The organism is Capnocytophaga sp. H4358, from assembly GCF_002302515.1.
Taxonomy (GTDB): Bacteria; Bacteroidota; Bacteroidia; order Flavobacteriales; family Flavobacteriaceae; genus Capnocytophaga; species Capnocytophaga canis.
Map to the genome: position 1 here is coordinate 1,889,412 of NZ_CP022380.1, position 17,150 is coordinate 1,906,561.

At 38.8% G+C, this 17,150-nt stretch carries 6 protein-coding genes; 2 read left to right on the top strand and 4 right to left on the bottom strand.

Annotation, left to right across the window (positions count from 1 at the left end; all coding sequences use genetic code 11):
• Nucleotides 1–988 precede the first annotated feature (988 nt).
• The gene (locus CGC49_RS08065; protein WP_095912736.1) at nucleotides 989–1,774 is read left to right on the top strand and encodes an HAD family hydrolase; all 786 of its coding nucleotides are present in this window, start codon (nucleotides 989–991) and stop codon (nucleotides 1,772–1,774) included.
• 15 nt (nucleotides 1,775–1,789) lie between these two features.
• Here CGC49_RS08065 and CGC49_RS08070 read toward each other — a convergent pair whose 3' ends face one another.
• Genes CGC49_RS08070 through pncB form a run of 4 tightly spaced genes read right to left on the bottom strand, consistent with a single transcriptional unit; the run spans nucleotide 1,790 to nucleotide 4,507 of the window.
• A complete protein-coding gene (locus CGC49_RS08070; RefSeq protein ID WP_042008600.1) occupies nucleotides 1,790–2,455 on the bottom strand; it encodes a carbonic anhydrase in 666 nt (221 codons plus the stop codon).
• 23 nt (nucleotides 2,456–2,478) lie between these two features.
• Nucleotides 2,479–3,012: a Smr/MutS family protein gene (locus CGC49_RS08075; protein WP_042008598.1), complete on the bottom strand. Its 534-nt coding sequence runs from the start codon at nucleotides 3,010–3,012 to the stop codon at nucleotides 2,479–2,481.
• Nucleotides 3,013–3,038: 26 nt separating this feature from the next.
• On the bottom strand, nucleotides 3,039–3,305 hold the full coding sequence (locus CGC49_RS08080) for a hypothetical protein (RefSeq protein WP_095912337.1): 267 nt from the start codon (nucleotides 3,303–3,305) through the stop codon (nucleotides 3,039–3,041).
• Nucleotides 3,306–3,322: 17 nt separating this feature from the next.
• Nucleotides 3,323–4,507, bottom strand: coding sequence for a nicotinate phosphoribosyltransferase (gene pncB / locus CGC49_RS08085; RefSeq protein WP_042008596.1), 1,185 nt, complete (start codon nucleotides 4,505–4,507; stop codon nucleotides 3,323–3,325).
• Nucleotides 4,508–4,885: 378 nt separating this feature from the next.
• Between pncB and CGC49_RS08090 the strand changes: the two genes are divergently transcribed.
• Nucleotides 4,886–17,047 carry a T9SS type B sorting domain-containing protein gene (locus CGC49_RS08090; RefSeq protein ID WP_095912338.1) on the top strand — a complete coding sequence of 4,054 codons (12,162 nt, stop codon included), beginning with the start codon at nucleotides 4,886–4,888 and terminating at the stop codon, nucleotides 17,045–17,047.
• Nucleotides 17,048–17,150: the final 103 nt, after the last annotated feature.

Below are 17,150 nucleotides of genomic sequence, written 5' to 3' on the forward strand. Positions count from 1 at the left end.
TTTTGATATACCCAAAAGTAATTTATTTCAATTCTAAATTGCGTATTAAGCTACCAAGCGTCAAAATTTTTATGAGGAAGCAAGGTGTCTGTCATTTTCTTTTTTGGTTTACTTCTTAATAAATAAAATTTTTGAATATACATAGACGAACGAACCTAATAAAGGAAACGCACAAATCAAAAAAGCAAAAGTCACTTTCTGTCTTTTATCCAATTGCACATTCTTGATTAAATCAAATAATGTATATACGATAAAAACAACACATATAGTTAGTATAACGATTGGCATAATATAAATTAAAAAAAATGTTTTTAGAAAAACCTTTTGTTTTTGCAGATTTTTCTGATTAATAATATTTTTCTACTCTTTCGATTTTCGTAACTCGGTTTACTTTTTATTTTAATTCGGTTTCGACTTTCACATTTCCGATTTTTGGAGGGTAAGTCCGTTTCTTGACTAATGTTGTGATTTTTCAGTTACAAACGTATAGAATATTTTTTATAAAAACAAATAAACAGTGAAATGTTTTCCTAAATTTCAATTAGTTATGTTGTTGTTTTTACGGAGTGTGTGTTAAATAAAAAAGAAATGTCTATTTTTTTTATGAGAAAAAATGTCGAATTCATAAAGAGTTAATGGAGAAAATATTTTTTACGTTTTTTTTGTTTTTAAGAAAGAAAACGAAAGAGTGATTCGTTTGTTCATTTATCATCAACAATGGTTTTCCTTCTTTATTATTGATAGTTTGAAAAGTGTCCAAATGAAATGCTCTTTTTCTGTCCCAATCCCCCTTTCGTATCCCGACCAAAAATAGTCAATCCTTGGAGCTACTTTCTTGACTTAGGTATATACTTGGGTAAAAAAACAAAGCCTTTCTTTAATATTTTATTGTCATTATTTTTCTGAAAATCAATAATTTGTGTTCGTTCTTAACGAAGTGTTGGTAATAATCTCTTTTGTATAGTATATTTGCAAAAAAAAATAAATGATGATAAAATTAATTGTATCTGATATTGACGGAACTTTGGTTAATAAATTCAAAGAAATTCCACCTCTTTTTTGGGAAGTTTTTAAATTGATTCAACAAAAAGATATACGATTTTGTGCGGCAAGTGGGCGACAAATACAGAGTTTAGAGCAGTTGTTTGCACCGATTCAACAACAGATAGCTTTTGCTTCTGACAACGGTGCTTTGGTTAAATATCAAGATAAAGTGTTGCACGAAAATTCAATTGAAAAAACTTTGTTGAAGCCAATTTTAGAAACTTGTGAATCCATAGAGGGGATTGCGGTGGCTCTTTGTGGTAAAAGAAAGGCTTATGTGAAAACAGAAAATATCCGACTTTACGAGGAAATTAACCTTCATTATCCTGCTATTGAATATGTTACAGATTTTAATATGGTAGATGATGACATATTGAAAGTGACTGTTTGTGATGAAAAAGGTTCACAACAAAATTCGTATCCTAAATTGAAAGTCTATGAATCTGATTTTAAAGTGGTTATATCAGGGGATATGTGGCTTGACATTACAGCCAAGGAGGTAAATAAAGGGGTTGCTGTGTCTATTTTACAAAAAATGTGGGGAATTCTTCCGGAAGAAACCTTGGTTTTTGGCGATCAGATGAACGATGTTGAAATGATGGCACAAGCTAAATTCAGCTATGCGATGAAAAATGCACATGAAGAAGTAAAGAAAATAGCTTCTTTCATTACCGACTATGATAACAATGATAGTGGAGTTCCTCGGAAAATATTAGAGTTAATTAGTTGATATATTGTGTTTTAATTATTTTTTGTGTTGCATCATCCATTTGCAATTGGTCAAATCATAGATTTTTTGGATGTCTTTCATAATCCGTTTGTAGTCAATTTGAAGGTCGATTAGATTGCCATTTTTCAGATCAAAAACCCATCCATGAACAATTGGATACTCTTCAATGATATATCGCTCTTGCACACACGCCATTTTGATGACATTTATGCACTGTTCTTGTACGTTGAGTTCCACCAAACGATCGTAGCGAAGTTGTTCATCATCAATGCGATCCAGTTCAACTTGATGTAAACGATAAACATCACGAATGTTTCTTAGCCAAGGGTTTAGCAATCCCATGTTTTGTGGAATCATTGCAGCTTTCACTCCGCCACATTCATAATGCCCACAGACAATAATATGTTTAACTCTCAGATGCTCAACCGCGTACTGAATTACAGCAGCTACATTCATGTCAATATTGTTAACGATATTTCCTACGTTTCGATGTACAAAAACTTCGCCTGGCTTCATCCCCATAAGTTCTTCTGCCGTAACACGACTGTCGGAACAGCCAATGTACAGATAATCAGGGTTTTGAGTTTCTGCTAATTCTTTAAAAAAGCTCGGGTTTTCCTTCAGTTTTTTTTCTACCCATTTTTTGTTGTTTTTGAAAATATCGTCATATGAATTTAGCATCTGTTTTTGGTTTTAAGCTATTGTTAATTAGCGTTTTGAAAAATATACACTTCCGTAGCTCCAATGCCGTATTTTGCATACTCTGCATCGTAGAATTTTACGGGGTATCTTCCTAATAAATATTCCAATTCTGTACGTAGAACACCTTCGCCCACACCATGGATGAAAACTACTCTCTGAATACGTTTTTCAATAGCAAATTCCAGTTGCCGACGAGCCGTTTCTAGTTGTAGGGTAAGCATGTCGTGGTTAGTCATATTTTTGGTGGAATTGGTGAGTTGGTGAATGTGCAAATCTACTTCCATTGGTGGGATTTTTTTATCTTTCCGTGGAATGATTTTTTTCTTTTTTTCGATATTCTTAGCTAGAAAATCATGATTCATATCTGAAATAGGTACGCGAATCATGTTGTTTTCATTGATTTTTACCAATTCCGAAAGTAGAAATGTCAATTCAAAGCCATCAGTAGTTAAAATTGTAGCTTCTTGATCTTTAATTTTAACGATTTTTCCCCGAATAGTGTCGTCTAAAACTTCTATGTGGTCACCTATATTCAATTTTTAGCTAATCTTATTCTGTTCGTTTACTTCTTTTCTTGTTGTTGCTGTGTTTCGGTCTTTACCTCACTCTCTATTTTAGAGTGAGGGTAGGGTGTGGTTTTTTCTTCCTGAGGCATAGGGTAGGGATCAGACGTTTTTGAATTCAATTTTCTTGAAATATTGTAAATTCCAAACATCAGTAAAGCCATCCCTCCGATGAGCAGAAGCTGTTCGTAACCCTTAAAAAATGAACGTGTAAATGCCATCGTAGCACCGAGCACCATCAGTAAATAAATCCACTTATTTTTCATAGTGATTTCATTTTTAATTATTTAATTTGAAGTAGCTCTTTAGCTAATTCAATCATTCTCGGGTCGCCCGTATGTTTGTTAGGTTCATCAGATAGTTTTACAGTCGATACCCATTCGTTATCACGTGTCAATACTTCCGTAAGTTTCATTACGATGTTCATCGGTCGAAGTCCTACGTCATTGGTTAAGTTTGTTCCAATTCCAAATGAAATTCCGATTTTTCCTTTACATGCTTCAGCGATTGATTTTACTTTCTCTGGATTGAGTCCGTCGGAAAAAATAATGTATTTCGACAGAGGATTAATTCCGAATTTTTTGTAGTGTTCAATGGTTTTTTCAGCAAAAACAATAGGGTCGCCACTGTCGTGTCGTACACCGTCAAAGAGTTTGCTGAATTTTTTGTCGAATTGTTTGAAAAATACATCCGTAGTGTAAGTGTCTGAAAGAGCAATACCTAAGTCGCCACGGAAAACATCTACCCAATGTTCCAATGAAAGGGCGTTGGACATTTTGTAACCATATTCAGCGGCATGGAACATAAACCATTCATGAGCGTGTGTGCCAATAGGTTTCACTTGGTATTTCATAGCCAAATGTACGTTACTTGAACCTGAAAAGTTGTATTTTTGTGATTTAGTAAGCGTTTGCATAACCAAGTTATGTACATAGTACGAATGGCGCCGACGTGTTCCAAATTCTGCAAAAACAACGCCTAAATTCTCGTAGAATTTTACCTTTTCGATGGTGTTTTCGATGATTTGACCATCGCTCCATTGTGTGGCATTCGTCAATTTGTAGTACAGTTCGCTAACCATTGCCAACAAAGGCACTTCCCAAAGAATGGTACGATACCAAAGTCCTTCTACTTCCATTTGAAAATCGCTACCGTTTTGGGTGATTTTTACTTCTGAAGGGTCATACCTATATCCCTCTAAAAAGTCAATGTACGCAGGGTTGAGGTATGGGCATGATGCTTTCAAAAAAGCCTTTTCTTCTTTGGTAAGTTTCAATTGAGACATTTGATTTACAGATTGTTGCATCGCTTGAGCAAAACCCTCTGGAAATTCATGTTTGCCACGATTGATGAATTTGTATCGTCCTTTAGTGTTAGGAAATAGCTTAACGACAGCACACTGCATCGTGAATTTGTAGAAATCGTTATCTAAGATGGAGTTAAAAACTCGGTAATTTTCTTGCGACATATTTTTATGTATATATAATATTAATATGGTGTAATTTAATGAAATGTAGCAGACTCCCAGCAAAGATATACAAATAATTTAGAATAAGCAAAAAACTATTTTCTGTTTCGTTAAAAAGGAAAGATTGAATGTTAAAAAAAAGGTCAGCTACGTTAAAAATAGAAAGGGCTTTCTGTTGATGAATATCAGTTTTTGTGGTGTCAAAATTGTTTTTAATTCAATGAAAATCAGAAATAGGTGTGAATTTAATGTGTTTTGTGGTCCAATTTATGAATTTTTTTCTTGTAAGATTGTCAGTTGGTAGAAATATTTTTTTTGTAATTCTGAATTTTACATATAACTTTGTGTGCTTAATTGTTTCAATATTATATCATATTTATGAATAGATTTTTACTAACAATTGTTTTATTATTCACAGTATGTATCGCTAAGTCGCAGAATTTAGATGACTTTACGGTTACGCCCGAACCTGGTGATTGCTATTCCAATTCCAAGATAAAGGTGAATTTGGGGGCGGGGAATTACGCCCCAGCACAGCTGACCGCAGAGATTCAGTTGCCACCCACTCCAGGGTTGCCATCTACTCGAGTGCAAGAGTTTGACACTTCTGAGTATATCTTTGGTTCGTTGCAACCAGGAACGTACACCATCACGGTTATCAATGAAAATGGTTGGGTGCGTTCCCAACCTAAAGTTGTAACGATACCTACGACCTACGTCAGTACCCAGTTGACAAAATGGAAAGTAACGGCTTCGTCTTGTAATAATACTAATGACGCTAAGGTATCTTTTACCATAGTAAGGAACACAGGGAAAGGGCCTAACTTTGAGGTGTCAATTACTGACGATGCAGGAAATGTGCTTGTGCCTGCACAGACGTTTACGCGTCCCAACGCTAATACAGACTTAGATGTCACTGTACAAGGAAATGCAACACATCCATTGACAGCAAATCAGTACGTGTTTGTCAATGTACAAGATATGACAGGAATAACTCCCAATTGTGAACTTCGTAAGGAACGCGTGAGTATCCCTCCTATAAACCCCTCTGTGGATTGTATTGAAATTGAGAAAATGGACGGACAATCCCGTATCCAAACCAATATGGATTGTAAACGCCGAATCTCTTTCCGTATACAGAGAAAAGACGGTAGGAATGATATGGCACCCATACATAGCTATATAAGTGAAAATAATTCAGGGATAGCTATTGTAAAGCGTACCAAAAGAGATGCACTCGGTAATATTATTGAAGAAGCTGAGTACGACATTACTTCTTCATTTAGTGCTAATTACAATATTGTTGCAGAGTATAATTCTTTTGTGTCAGATTATGTGTTTGAAGATGGCGATGAGGTAGAGGTAACTATCAATATTGGTATGACACCTATTCGAGAGAAATTTACCTTGACCCCAATGGATCCTATGCAGATAGTAGCGGCAGCACCCAATCAAACACCTATTGGTATTGCTAACTATTCTCATTTGGATGACTTATGTCAAGGTCGCAAATTGTTATACGCAGCACCTTACTACCAAAAAGTAGAGTTTCCGAACACAGCGAACCCATCCGATCCAGCGGGGTATCACAAGTATGAATGGTATCAAGACTTTTCACTGTTTTTGACAGATGACGAGTTGTACAATCAAGGTAAGGACGGATACTACTTTGAGATTTATAAATGGGAAGGTACGGGAACACCCAATCTTAATGCTACAGTAGGATGGAAACGCAAAACACAAGTCCCGATTCCTGCAGGACATCCTCTGTACATGCCTCATGATGTGATACCTTCTCTTCAATGGAATGACCGTCACGACATTGTTGATGTGACAGATACAGGATATGGTCATTATAAAGTCGTGTATAAAAAAACAGGTTTACAATCTTGTTATGAGCCAAAAAGGATGTATAATTTTCAACCGATAGCGAATCAAATAAGCCAATTTTTCGATGGACTCTACGTCGGTAAGGGGCTGTTTGAAAACACGGTTTCATTCAGAAAATGGATTTCAGCGGTAAGTTTTAATTATCCTTTGGAGGTAACTATTGAGCCTATTTCTGTTCCAGGAGCAACTCCTTCAGTTCCTCCCGCAGGTACAGCTACGTTTACCATGACTTTCAATACTTCTTTACCTCTTGACAATGGTGTGCAACATCAGCGAAGCATTGTTTTTCCTGTGAAAAAGATAGTTCCTAATGCAGAGGTTGTAAACTCCAACGTTATGTATGGTGATTTCCCTAAGGGGAAGTATAGAATCACAGTAAAAGATGAATGTGGAAATACAGATAGTAGAGAGATTGATTTTGAGGAAGGAATGACGCTGGGCGAAAATTACGTAAAACCCGTATTGGGTTGCGAGGCCTCAGAAATTCATTATGCTATAGGAAGTAACGTACGTAGAGGAACGGTGCTTTGGGCTCCGATAGTCTTGGAGAAGAAAAGACCTGATGGAACTTATGGACCGATTACATCTCAACGTTTGGATATGAATGACCCAAGAGGAACGTTTGTAGGATTGGAAGCGGGTGAATATCGTGTGCGAGCCTATAGTTTCTCGTATGACAAACATGCCGTGTGGAAAAGAAGTGGTTCAGGCTACGTGTTGGAAAACCTTACCAATGTTATGGGAGTGGCAGGATATACGTTGATTCCTGAATACCTCAATGCGTTACGCCTTAACAGCCCTGAATTCCAACGAGGGTCGGTACTGCAAGTGGAGATAGTGAAAGAATTGACGATTACTAAAACGGAGCCTCTGCAAGTGAGTGCCATAGGAACTTCTTGCGGAACGGCAACGGGTACGGGTATGGCGATTATGTATGTTCAAAACAGAGAAGATGTTCGTTATCCTTTGACCTTCACACTTTACAAACAAGATGGTACAGAAGTGGCATCTGTCACGTATGACGCTGATTCAGAGGCGGATAGTCATATATTTAGAAATTTGCCTGACGGAGACTATACCGTAAAAGTAAGCCATCAGTGTACGGAGGGTATTTATGACGTTCGTGTGAAAGCGGATACATATGCTCCTCCGAGAATCACAGCCTCTCCAGAGAGTCAAAATCCTTGTAACGGAGATGTAGTGAGGCTCGCTTTTAGTGGCTCAGAGGTGCTGTTCAATGTTGAATGGTTTAAAATTAAAACCGATGGTTCGCTTGAAAGCATAGGAACCGGAGCTACTATCACTCAAACGGTGATGACAAGTACACAGTTTCAGGCAGAGTACACCTTGAAAGACACCTCAATCTGTGGTGTTGCTGTGGGCGTAACGTCTCCTGTAACGGTAGCGTTCATTCCTGACACCACGCCACCCGTGATTTCAGGATGTCCTGCATCAGCCATTGTGGTGAACGCACCAGCCAATGCTTGTGATGCCGTCGTTACTTGGGGAACGGTAACTGCTACGGATAATTGTGGATTTACGCATACGCAAACCCACCAAAGCGGAGACAGATTCCCAATAGGAATTCACACCGTGACCTATCTGTTTACGGACACCTCAGGAAATACAAGTACTTGTACTTTTAATGTGGAGGTCAAGTCAAATGTCTTAGCATTAGACATCCAAGCCAATTATATTGATGGCAATGGAAATGTATTGAACCGCAAATTAGCATTGAATGAAGGTTTCCAATATAAAATAGTGTACAACAATAGCGGTTTAGATGATTTGGCTACTGCCACTTTGACGGTAGACTTTTCAGCCAACCCATATATTAATATAGGTGTTCCAACCTATCAACCGACCACTTTAACCCAAATGCCAACGTACACCCATGTTGGTAGGGTGTATACGTTTGTGTTGCCGAAGGAGATACTAAAAGGCAGTAGTGGGGAAAGAGCTATCTATATTCCTTTGACGATGAATGCAACGTATGCGGAAATAGGAACGCCTTGTATGAATATCTTTGGTGTGAAGTATGAAATTGAATATCAAAGAGATAATCAAACGTGTCCTACGGGAACGCAAACCAAAACAGGAATGAACTCCATTGAAATTTCAACACAAAATGACATTCGTTCGGAATTGTTCTGTGTCGGGTCCTCATTGATGTTGAAAGCAACACCAGGATTTATTTCCTATAAATGGTTTAAAAACGGTACAGAAATTCCTTCGGTAACAGGAAATTCTTACATGGCTACGGAAGCAGCTGAATATATGGTGCAAAAAACAGCCGTATGTTCAGATACTACTTTTGGAACTGTTACCGTAACAAGCCAAGAAATCATTCGTTTTGAGTCGTTTAGCTCAAGTGCAACAGCAGACCCTATCAGAGCATTGGCAAACGGAGGGGCTACTTGTGGAGCTGATGGACGTTGGACGAGTCACTTCATTTTGTGTAATGAGTCATCGAAAATTATTACTGTAACTTTCCGTGATTCGAGTCTTGAGTGGCAACGTTTTAAAGCAAGCTGTTCACCACCCAACGATGGCAGATGTCAGAACTATAATGACAGTTGTTGGGAAACTATTTCAGGAGCTACAGGTAGTTCATTTACCATTAATGCTGCCGGACGCTACCGATTGAAAGTTTCTTCAGCCAATGGCTGTGAAGCTCACTATTATTTTGAGGTGTTTATGAACGGATTGTCAGGGGAAGTGATACAACCTGTGGGGCATATCACCAACTATCAACCTGGACATTTCAATGTGAAGATGGCTACTGAGGGCGTAATTTATCAATATACAATTAAAGATCCGAATGGGCAGACGTATATGGATAGTAGTAATGCTGCTAATATTATAACTTACGACCAATATAACGGAGGTCATGACATTACAGTAAGAGGAATTTCAGTTCCTGGAACTTATACTATTGAAGTGAAATCAGGAAGTATAGCTAATTGCTCAACAACATTGAGAGCAACAGTTGAAGAACGGAAAAATCTGACAACTACAGCAACGGTGCTTTCATGGAGTGACTGTAATAATGTAAAAGTTCGCTTCGGGGCACAAGGAGGAAAAGCACCGTATCGCTTCGCTATATGGAAAATAGATGGGGTACAACGTTATCCTGATTACACTTCTATTCCTGATACAGCATTCATTGCTACCATTCCAGAGGGAAGTGTGCAAGTGGATCAAGATGTACATGTTACTCAGCTGGGAAGATATATTTTCGTTGTAAAAGACGCAAATGGAGCCTATGCCGAGACGGTTTCTCCAGGGGAAATGATTAGACCAGAGGGGATTACGGACTATGCTATTAATGTGAAAAACGTAGCTTGTGGAGACACTTCAGGAGTTGTTTCCGTAACGTTTACAACAGCACATCCTCAAGACATAATCACACGATTACATCGTTTACAAAGTGGAACTCGGGTGCAAACATTTGAGAACGCTTCTGGAATCTATGCTCAGGGAATTGTACAAGGGAAATATGAACTAGAAGTTATTATCACACAAGGTTCAAGAGTTTGTACGTATGTCAATCCAATTGAAATAGGAGAAGATGAAAATACGTTGAAAGCTTTTGCTGGGGTGGTGGAAGACAAATCGTGCGACACTACCAATTCACCAAAACGATACAAAGTTCATATTAATAACGTCAGCGGAGGAACTGGTACGGGCTATATGTATAAGTCAGAAGGTGGTAGCTATACAACTTCAAATGTTGTATATTTATCCGGTTCAGGAAATGTGTATGTGAGAGATAGTGCTAAATGTGAAATTGCAATTCCTGTTACGATAACAGATATTCCATCTCCAGAAGTTAATGTTAGCACCGTGATGTACAGTTGTTTAGGTAAAGGTACATTCACTGTGACTGCCTCTCCTGCGGGTACGTATGAGTACGAAGTGGTAGGCGGAGGAATTACAGAACGAAATACTTCAGGAGTGTTCACATTGGATGCAGGAAACTATTCTGTTTATGTGTACCACCAATCGGGATCATCGTCAGCGACCACCCCTAATGTTTTGTTCCAAGAAGATTTTGGAACAGGAAATGATACTTGTAATAACTCCATTATATACATGACTTGCAAACCTAATGAGGAGTTGCAAAATAGTCAGTATGTTATTACAAAACAAGTGACGCCAAGAGCCGAGTGGACAACTCCAACCGATGCTTCAGGAGTTGTAAATGGTCGCTATTTAGCAGTAAATGCTAACTCTAACCAAGGTAATTTAGGGGTTATATATACTAAAAACATCAAAGATATTGTTGCTGGACAAGATGTTAAGGTAAGTGTGAAATTATATAATTTACTGAAATCTACTTATATAGGAGGTGTTAATCCAAACTTAGATTTTGTTCTACTGACCTCAGGAGGAGTTGAACTTAAACGAATAAGTTTAGGACAGATATTAGCAGATGAGAAATGGCATTCAAGAGCTGTTACATTCAATAGTGCGGACATAGGAACAAACACTGAGGTCATTTTCCAAATTGTGAGTAAAGAACCTGTTTCAACCAGTGTTGGAAGTGATGTGGCAGTTGATGATATTTTGATTTGGCAGGAAACCAAGGTTTGCAACCCACGAACAGATGCAAAATCAGTAGTGATAGAGGCCGCAAAAGCATTCACTGTTACAGGTTCGGCAGAAGATGCTGCTTGTGATGGACTAGGCAAACTGAAATTAAGAATTGAAAATAGAAACGGAAGTGATATTGTTTATTCGCTTGATAATGCTAATTGGACAACAATAACGCCGACGGCTACCAGCGTGTCTAATGTTGATATGGCTGTGATTCCTAATTTAGCAGCAGTAACCAGCGGTACTGTGTATGTCAGAAAACAGAATGAACCAAGTTGTTTGGTGGAATTAACTTATACCATCAATGCATTAGAAACCGTTTCAATAACTACACAATTGCTTCGAGTGGCAAGTTGTAATCCGATGAACGCAGATGTTAAAGTTATGGCTACTGGAGGAGCAAGACCATATCAATCCGTTACTGCAGTACCTTCGGGAGGAATTTCAACTGTAGCAAATATGGTAAATAATGAGGCTGTTTTTGACGGAGCAAGGGCATTAGCGCCAGGAACATATGAGTTACGTTTGACCGATGCTAATGGTTGTGTGACTACCTCAACTTTGAAAGTGGATGCACCAAAAACACTGACCTTAGAAGCGAATAGTAATAATGCTTGTTTGTTGCCAGGTGAAAAGGCTGAGGTTACCATTCAAGTACTTGACGGAAACGGAAACTATCGATATAGTAAAGATGGCGTGAACTTCACACCTCCATCAGCCACTGCAGAGTACACATTCGAGGATTTGAATCCAGGAGTGTATGTGTTTAAGGTAATTGATGGAGCAAATTGTTCAACAACCATCACTGTTGATATTCCAGAGCCGTTGACTCTGAACGTACAACCAACAAGAGCCTTGACTTGTGCCACAGGATCGAATGCTGTTTTTGTGTTGAACGCTACAGGAGGTAATCCAACTCAGCCAAAACAGTTCTTGTGGAGCAACGATGGAGTAAGTTACCAAAGCACGAATGCTACGGGCATCACTCTAACAGCTTCAGGAAATACGGCTACATTTACAACCAATGTTGAAGGAGATTATTACTTCAAAGTGACGGCAGGTTCTTGTGAAAGAAAAGCATCAAAACAAGAAGTGAAAATATCACGTCCTCAGTTCAAAACAACTTTAACCAAAGAGGATGCAGCCTGCTATGGTTCGGCAACAGGTCGAATTAACGTGTCATTGACCGACATTCAAGGAGGAACAGCTCCGTACGATTTGATATTGTTCGATGGAACTAACACGACAACGCAAGCAGTGGGTAACATCATCAATTTGAAAGCAGCTACCTATCAATTGACGGTGCGTGACGCAAATGGCTGTATTTCAGACTCACAGAATATTACTATAGGACAATCTCCTCAGTTAAATGTTGCAGTAACAACAGTAGATGTTAGTTGTGACAGAGTTTTAGGAGGAGGAATGAATAATGGAGAGGCTAGATTTAATTTTGTGAGTGGAGGAACAGCTCCGTTCTCTATCGAATTGCATTACAAAGATGTGCCACATGGTACAGCATTGTACAATCAGTCGAATGTGAACTTAGGAGACATAATTGTTGTACCAAATTTAATTCCACATGAATATGTGGGTACGATTACCGATGCTAATGGATGTGTAACAACAAAAACCTTTGAGATTTTTGGTACATCAGATAGAATTGTTGCAAAAGCAACCACTATACCAGGGTGTGATACGGCATCATTAGAGGTGTCTGCTTACAGTAGTGCGGCAGGAAGTTCCATTGCTGCAGGTTCTCATTGGGTAGCTATCTATAAACAAGGTATGACAATTCCTTCAGGAACGCCTCCATCATCGCCAACTTGGATAGACGGAGGGAACACGTGGTATGCAGGAACAGTGACTGATGTAACAACTGTGTCGGGAACAACTGTTTCAGGAACAACAGCTACCATTCCAGGTTTGACACCAGGGGCTAAATATCGATTTATCGTATATGACTCATCAACAAAATGTTATGTGATAGAAGAAGTGACTCAAGTGCCAACAGCATCATCTACTTTGAGTATTACATTGACTCCAACAACCACTACATGTAGAGGTTCAAACGATGGAAAAATTGATTTTGAGGTTAAAGGAATGAATCCTATGATTACTCATCTAAAATATCAGGCTTACTATTATGCAACCCACGATCCTGTGCTTGGTGCAGGAGGTTCAATAGCAATTCCTCCGGGAGTGACTTCTGCAACCATCCAAACAGGAACTGTGTTAGGGGTGCCTGCAGGTAAGGTATATGTTGTATTCACAGAAGAAACAGCAACAGCACCTCATTGTAGAAAAGCATCTGAACCTGTCGTAGTGCCACAGGCTCCAATGGAGTTAGTAATTCAAGATTTGTCCGTCATCAATGATAACTGTCAGGCAGGAGGGCAAGGTAGTATCTCGGTTGATGCGCGTCATGGAGTAGCTCCTTACAAATATTATTATCATAATGAATCTGCTTTAGGAACTCCTCCAGCAATTGGAACATCAACATTGACTGCACTTATAGTAGCATCCACTGATGGACATACAGTTTCAGGTTTAGATAAAGGAACATGGCATGTGTTTGTACGTGATAATAATGGATGTATCAAGACTCGCTCTGTTACGGTAGATCAAGATAAAGCTCCAGAGATTTCGTCTGTGGTTCTGGATAATCCTTGTACAAGCGATAAAACAGCATATTCAGTGCGTTTAAATCTAACAAAAGTAGGAACAGGACAACACTACTACCGAGTGAAACTTGGAGGAACGCCTACTGCAGATTGGATGCCTATGAGTGTGTCTCCTTATGCTACATCTGTATCATTGCCAGTACGTTTACAGCCTTCTACACAAACATATACCATTGAGTTGAAAGATGCTAATGATTGTGCAACCTCAGAGGATATTAAATTGTATTCGCAGGTGAAATATGAAGTGGTAACACCGTTGATTCACTGTGGAGCTGTGTCGGCTGATATTGTTATCAAAAATCTGACAGGAGGTTCAGGTAAATATGCTTATACGATCAATAAGGTGGAAACTGTTTTGGATCCTATCAATCACACCACTTCGGAGATTTTTGTGCCGATAACAGGAGTGAAAACAACAACGGCAGGTACCGTAACGGTGACTATTTCACCAGCAGTTCTTGTAGGTTCATATGCTATTCGTCTGTATGACGAGGCAACCCGTAGCCAGACATCGGTATGTCCGGAGGTAAGAAACTTTTCGATTGACCTTCCTGAAATTCCAGAGATGGAGGTGTTGAGCTTAACTAACCCAACTTGTAGCACAGGAACAGGTTCCGCACGAGTGAAAGTAAGTCCGAGTGTATTAGCTCCTTATACGTTTACTATTGAAAATCCAACTACAAGTATGGTGTTACCAGCTACAAGTTCAGGTGTTGATTACGCTGTGTTTGATGGCTTATCAGGTTCTTTAACAGGAGAGACATACATCGTTAGTGCAGTAGCAACTAATGGATGTGTGGTAACAAAAACGGTTGTAGTTACAACTCCAGCACCACTTGTCTTAGCATCAAATGCTTTGACAATGGAAAGCTACCAATGTGTAGGAAATACAACATCGTTACCGACCTTGACTTTTGATTTGTCAAAAGTGAGTGGAGGAACACAGAGCTACACACGAGTAGAGTTCTATGAGCAAAGTTCTGTTATACCTGTCAATATAAAGGTTATCAGTCAAGGAACAACATCGTACACCTATACGCTTACTGACCATGTTGCAGCTACGCAAACCTACACTGTTAAAGTATTCGATGCTAATGGTTGTGAGGTAATCACACCAGCAGTAACCGTAACACCAACTTTGGTATTGTCGAGTGTAACGGCTACCCGTTCTGTTGAAATAGATTGTACAACCAATCAAGAGGTAGTAAGCGTAACTGTAACAACAAGTGTATATAACGGAGAAACACTTCTTTATGAGGTAATCAAACGAAATGCCAATGGAACAGAAACTACGGAGTTTACACGAAGTGTAGCAACTACGACACAGGTGTTTAGTTTGCCAATAGGTAATTACACTATCAGAGTCACAAATCCAGCAACCAATTGTTTTGTTACAACAGCTTATGACGTTCATGAACCGAATTCATTCTTATTTACTGCTTCAAATATTGTCAATGTGAAATGTTATGGAGAAGCGACGGGAGCAGTAACTTTGAATTTCTCAGATATGCGTTTAGGTGATGGAAATCATGCCGCAGCAGGATTTGAATTTGTCATCAGTCCAGTGACAGGTTCAGCAGGTTCAACGGTAACAGGAACTGTCACTGGAGGAACTGTTACTACAGTGACAAACTTGTTAGCAGGAAATTATCAAATGATTGCAAAAGCATTGAGCAATCAATGTTCAACAGAACCTGTAGCTTTTGAAATCTTACAGAGCGAACGTCCGTTAGCGGCTACAGCTACTCAAACATATGGAGTAACTTGCTTGGATAATAAAGGAGAGATTTTGGTCAAAGTTACTGGAGGTGAAGCTCCATATCAGGTGATTTTACATGGTTCGAGTGGATACGTTTCGTCGCCACAAATAGGAGGAAATATTATCACAAATGAAGGAGAATTCTTATTCACAGGATTAACTTCAAATGGCTCGTCACAAGTCTACACTGTTCAGGTTATAGATAGAAATGGAAGCGGTTGTCAGGATAACTCGGTAACCATTACTTTGGTACATCCAACACCTATTACGGCAACAGCAACTGTGATTCAGAATGTAACATGTAAAGATGCAGCCAACGGAATCATTGAAATCGCAAATGTAGCAGGAGGTTCAGGTTCACCTACTTATTTCTTTGAATTACGTCAGGGAACAGCCACCGTGATTACTCAAGAATCTCCACGATTTGAAAACTTAGCTCCAGGTGAGTATGAAGTATGGGTCATGGATGCTTGGAACTGTGATCAGAAAATAGGCGAATTGAATGTAACTGAACCTGAAGAGCTATCGTTCAAAGTGGTAAGTGCTGAGCTAGTGGTGTGCCATGGTGAAGCTACTGCTTGGATCAATTATGAGGTACATGGAGGAACAGCTCCTTATGAAGTAAGTATTGTAAAAGCAGTTACAGGGGCAGTAATAAGCACCGATACGGCATTTCTTGGAAATGTAGCTCGAGGTTTATCAAAAGGTAAATATGAGGTACATATTACCGATGCACAAGGCTGTACGATGTCACCAGTTTATGAGTTTGAAGTGGAAGAAACTCCGAATTTAGAAGCAACTGCAACTCAGATACACGACTGTCAAGACAATAAGTACACAACTTGGATTGAGGTGAAATTCAAGCATACCGTTGATCCAATGAAGTTGAGCTACAAGTTAGGAAGTAAATCAGAACGTGTATTTGCAAGGTTTGACACAAAACGAAATGTTGCAATAATCAATGCTAATGGAATTGACCAAACACAACCTTTGCAAGTGTTGACTATTTTCCATAGAGATGAGATCGCAGCAACAGGACAGGTTGTACTGTGTTCTTACACCTTGGGCGACCCAGTGAAGATAGAGAATTTAATGCAGTTGGACAAAGTCAAAAGAGTAGCAAATGATGAAATCAACACTATCCAAGTAGCAGGAAAAGATGGTCAATATCCGTACACCTATGTCTTCAACGGACAAAATCAAGGAGGTAACGGAGTGTATAAATTAAAAATAACTGATCCTGAAGAGATTGGCGAAGATGGAAAACGTTACAAAGTGATTGATGTGATTATCTATGATGCAGTAGGTTGTACCGTTACAGCTACTATCAAAGAGTTGTTCCATGACATTACAATTCCAAATTATTTCACTCCCGATGGAGATGGAAACAATGATACATGGACTCCGAAATATATTGATGAATATCCGTATGCTCGAACACATATTTTCGACAGATATGGTCGCAAAATAAAAACCCTTAAAGTAGGTGAGTCATGGGATGGAATCTATAACGGGAAACCTCTTCCAAGTGGAGATTACTGGTATCTATTAGAGCTTAATAGCGATATAGATCCACGTAAGTTTAAAGGAAACTTCACCATTTATAGGTAGTAAAATTTAAAGAATAGTAAAGGCTGATCTTTTTAGGTCAGCCTTTATTATTTCAGATTACAATGAATCTTCTAATGTTGTTGACAAAAGCAGATAACCGTAA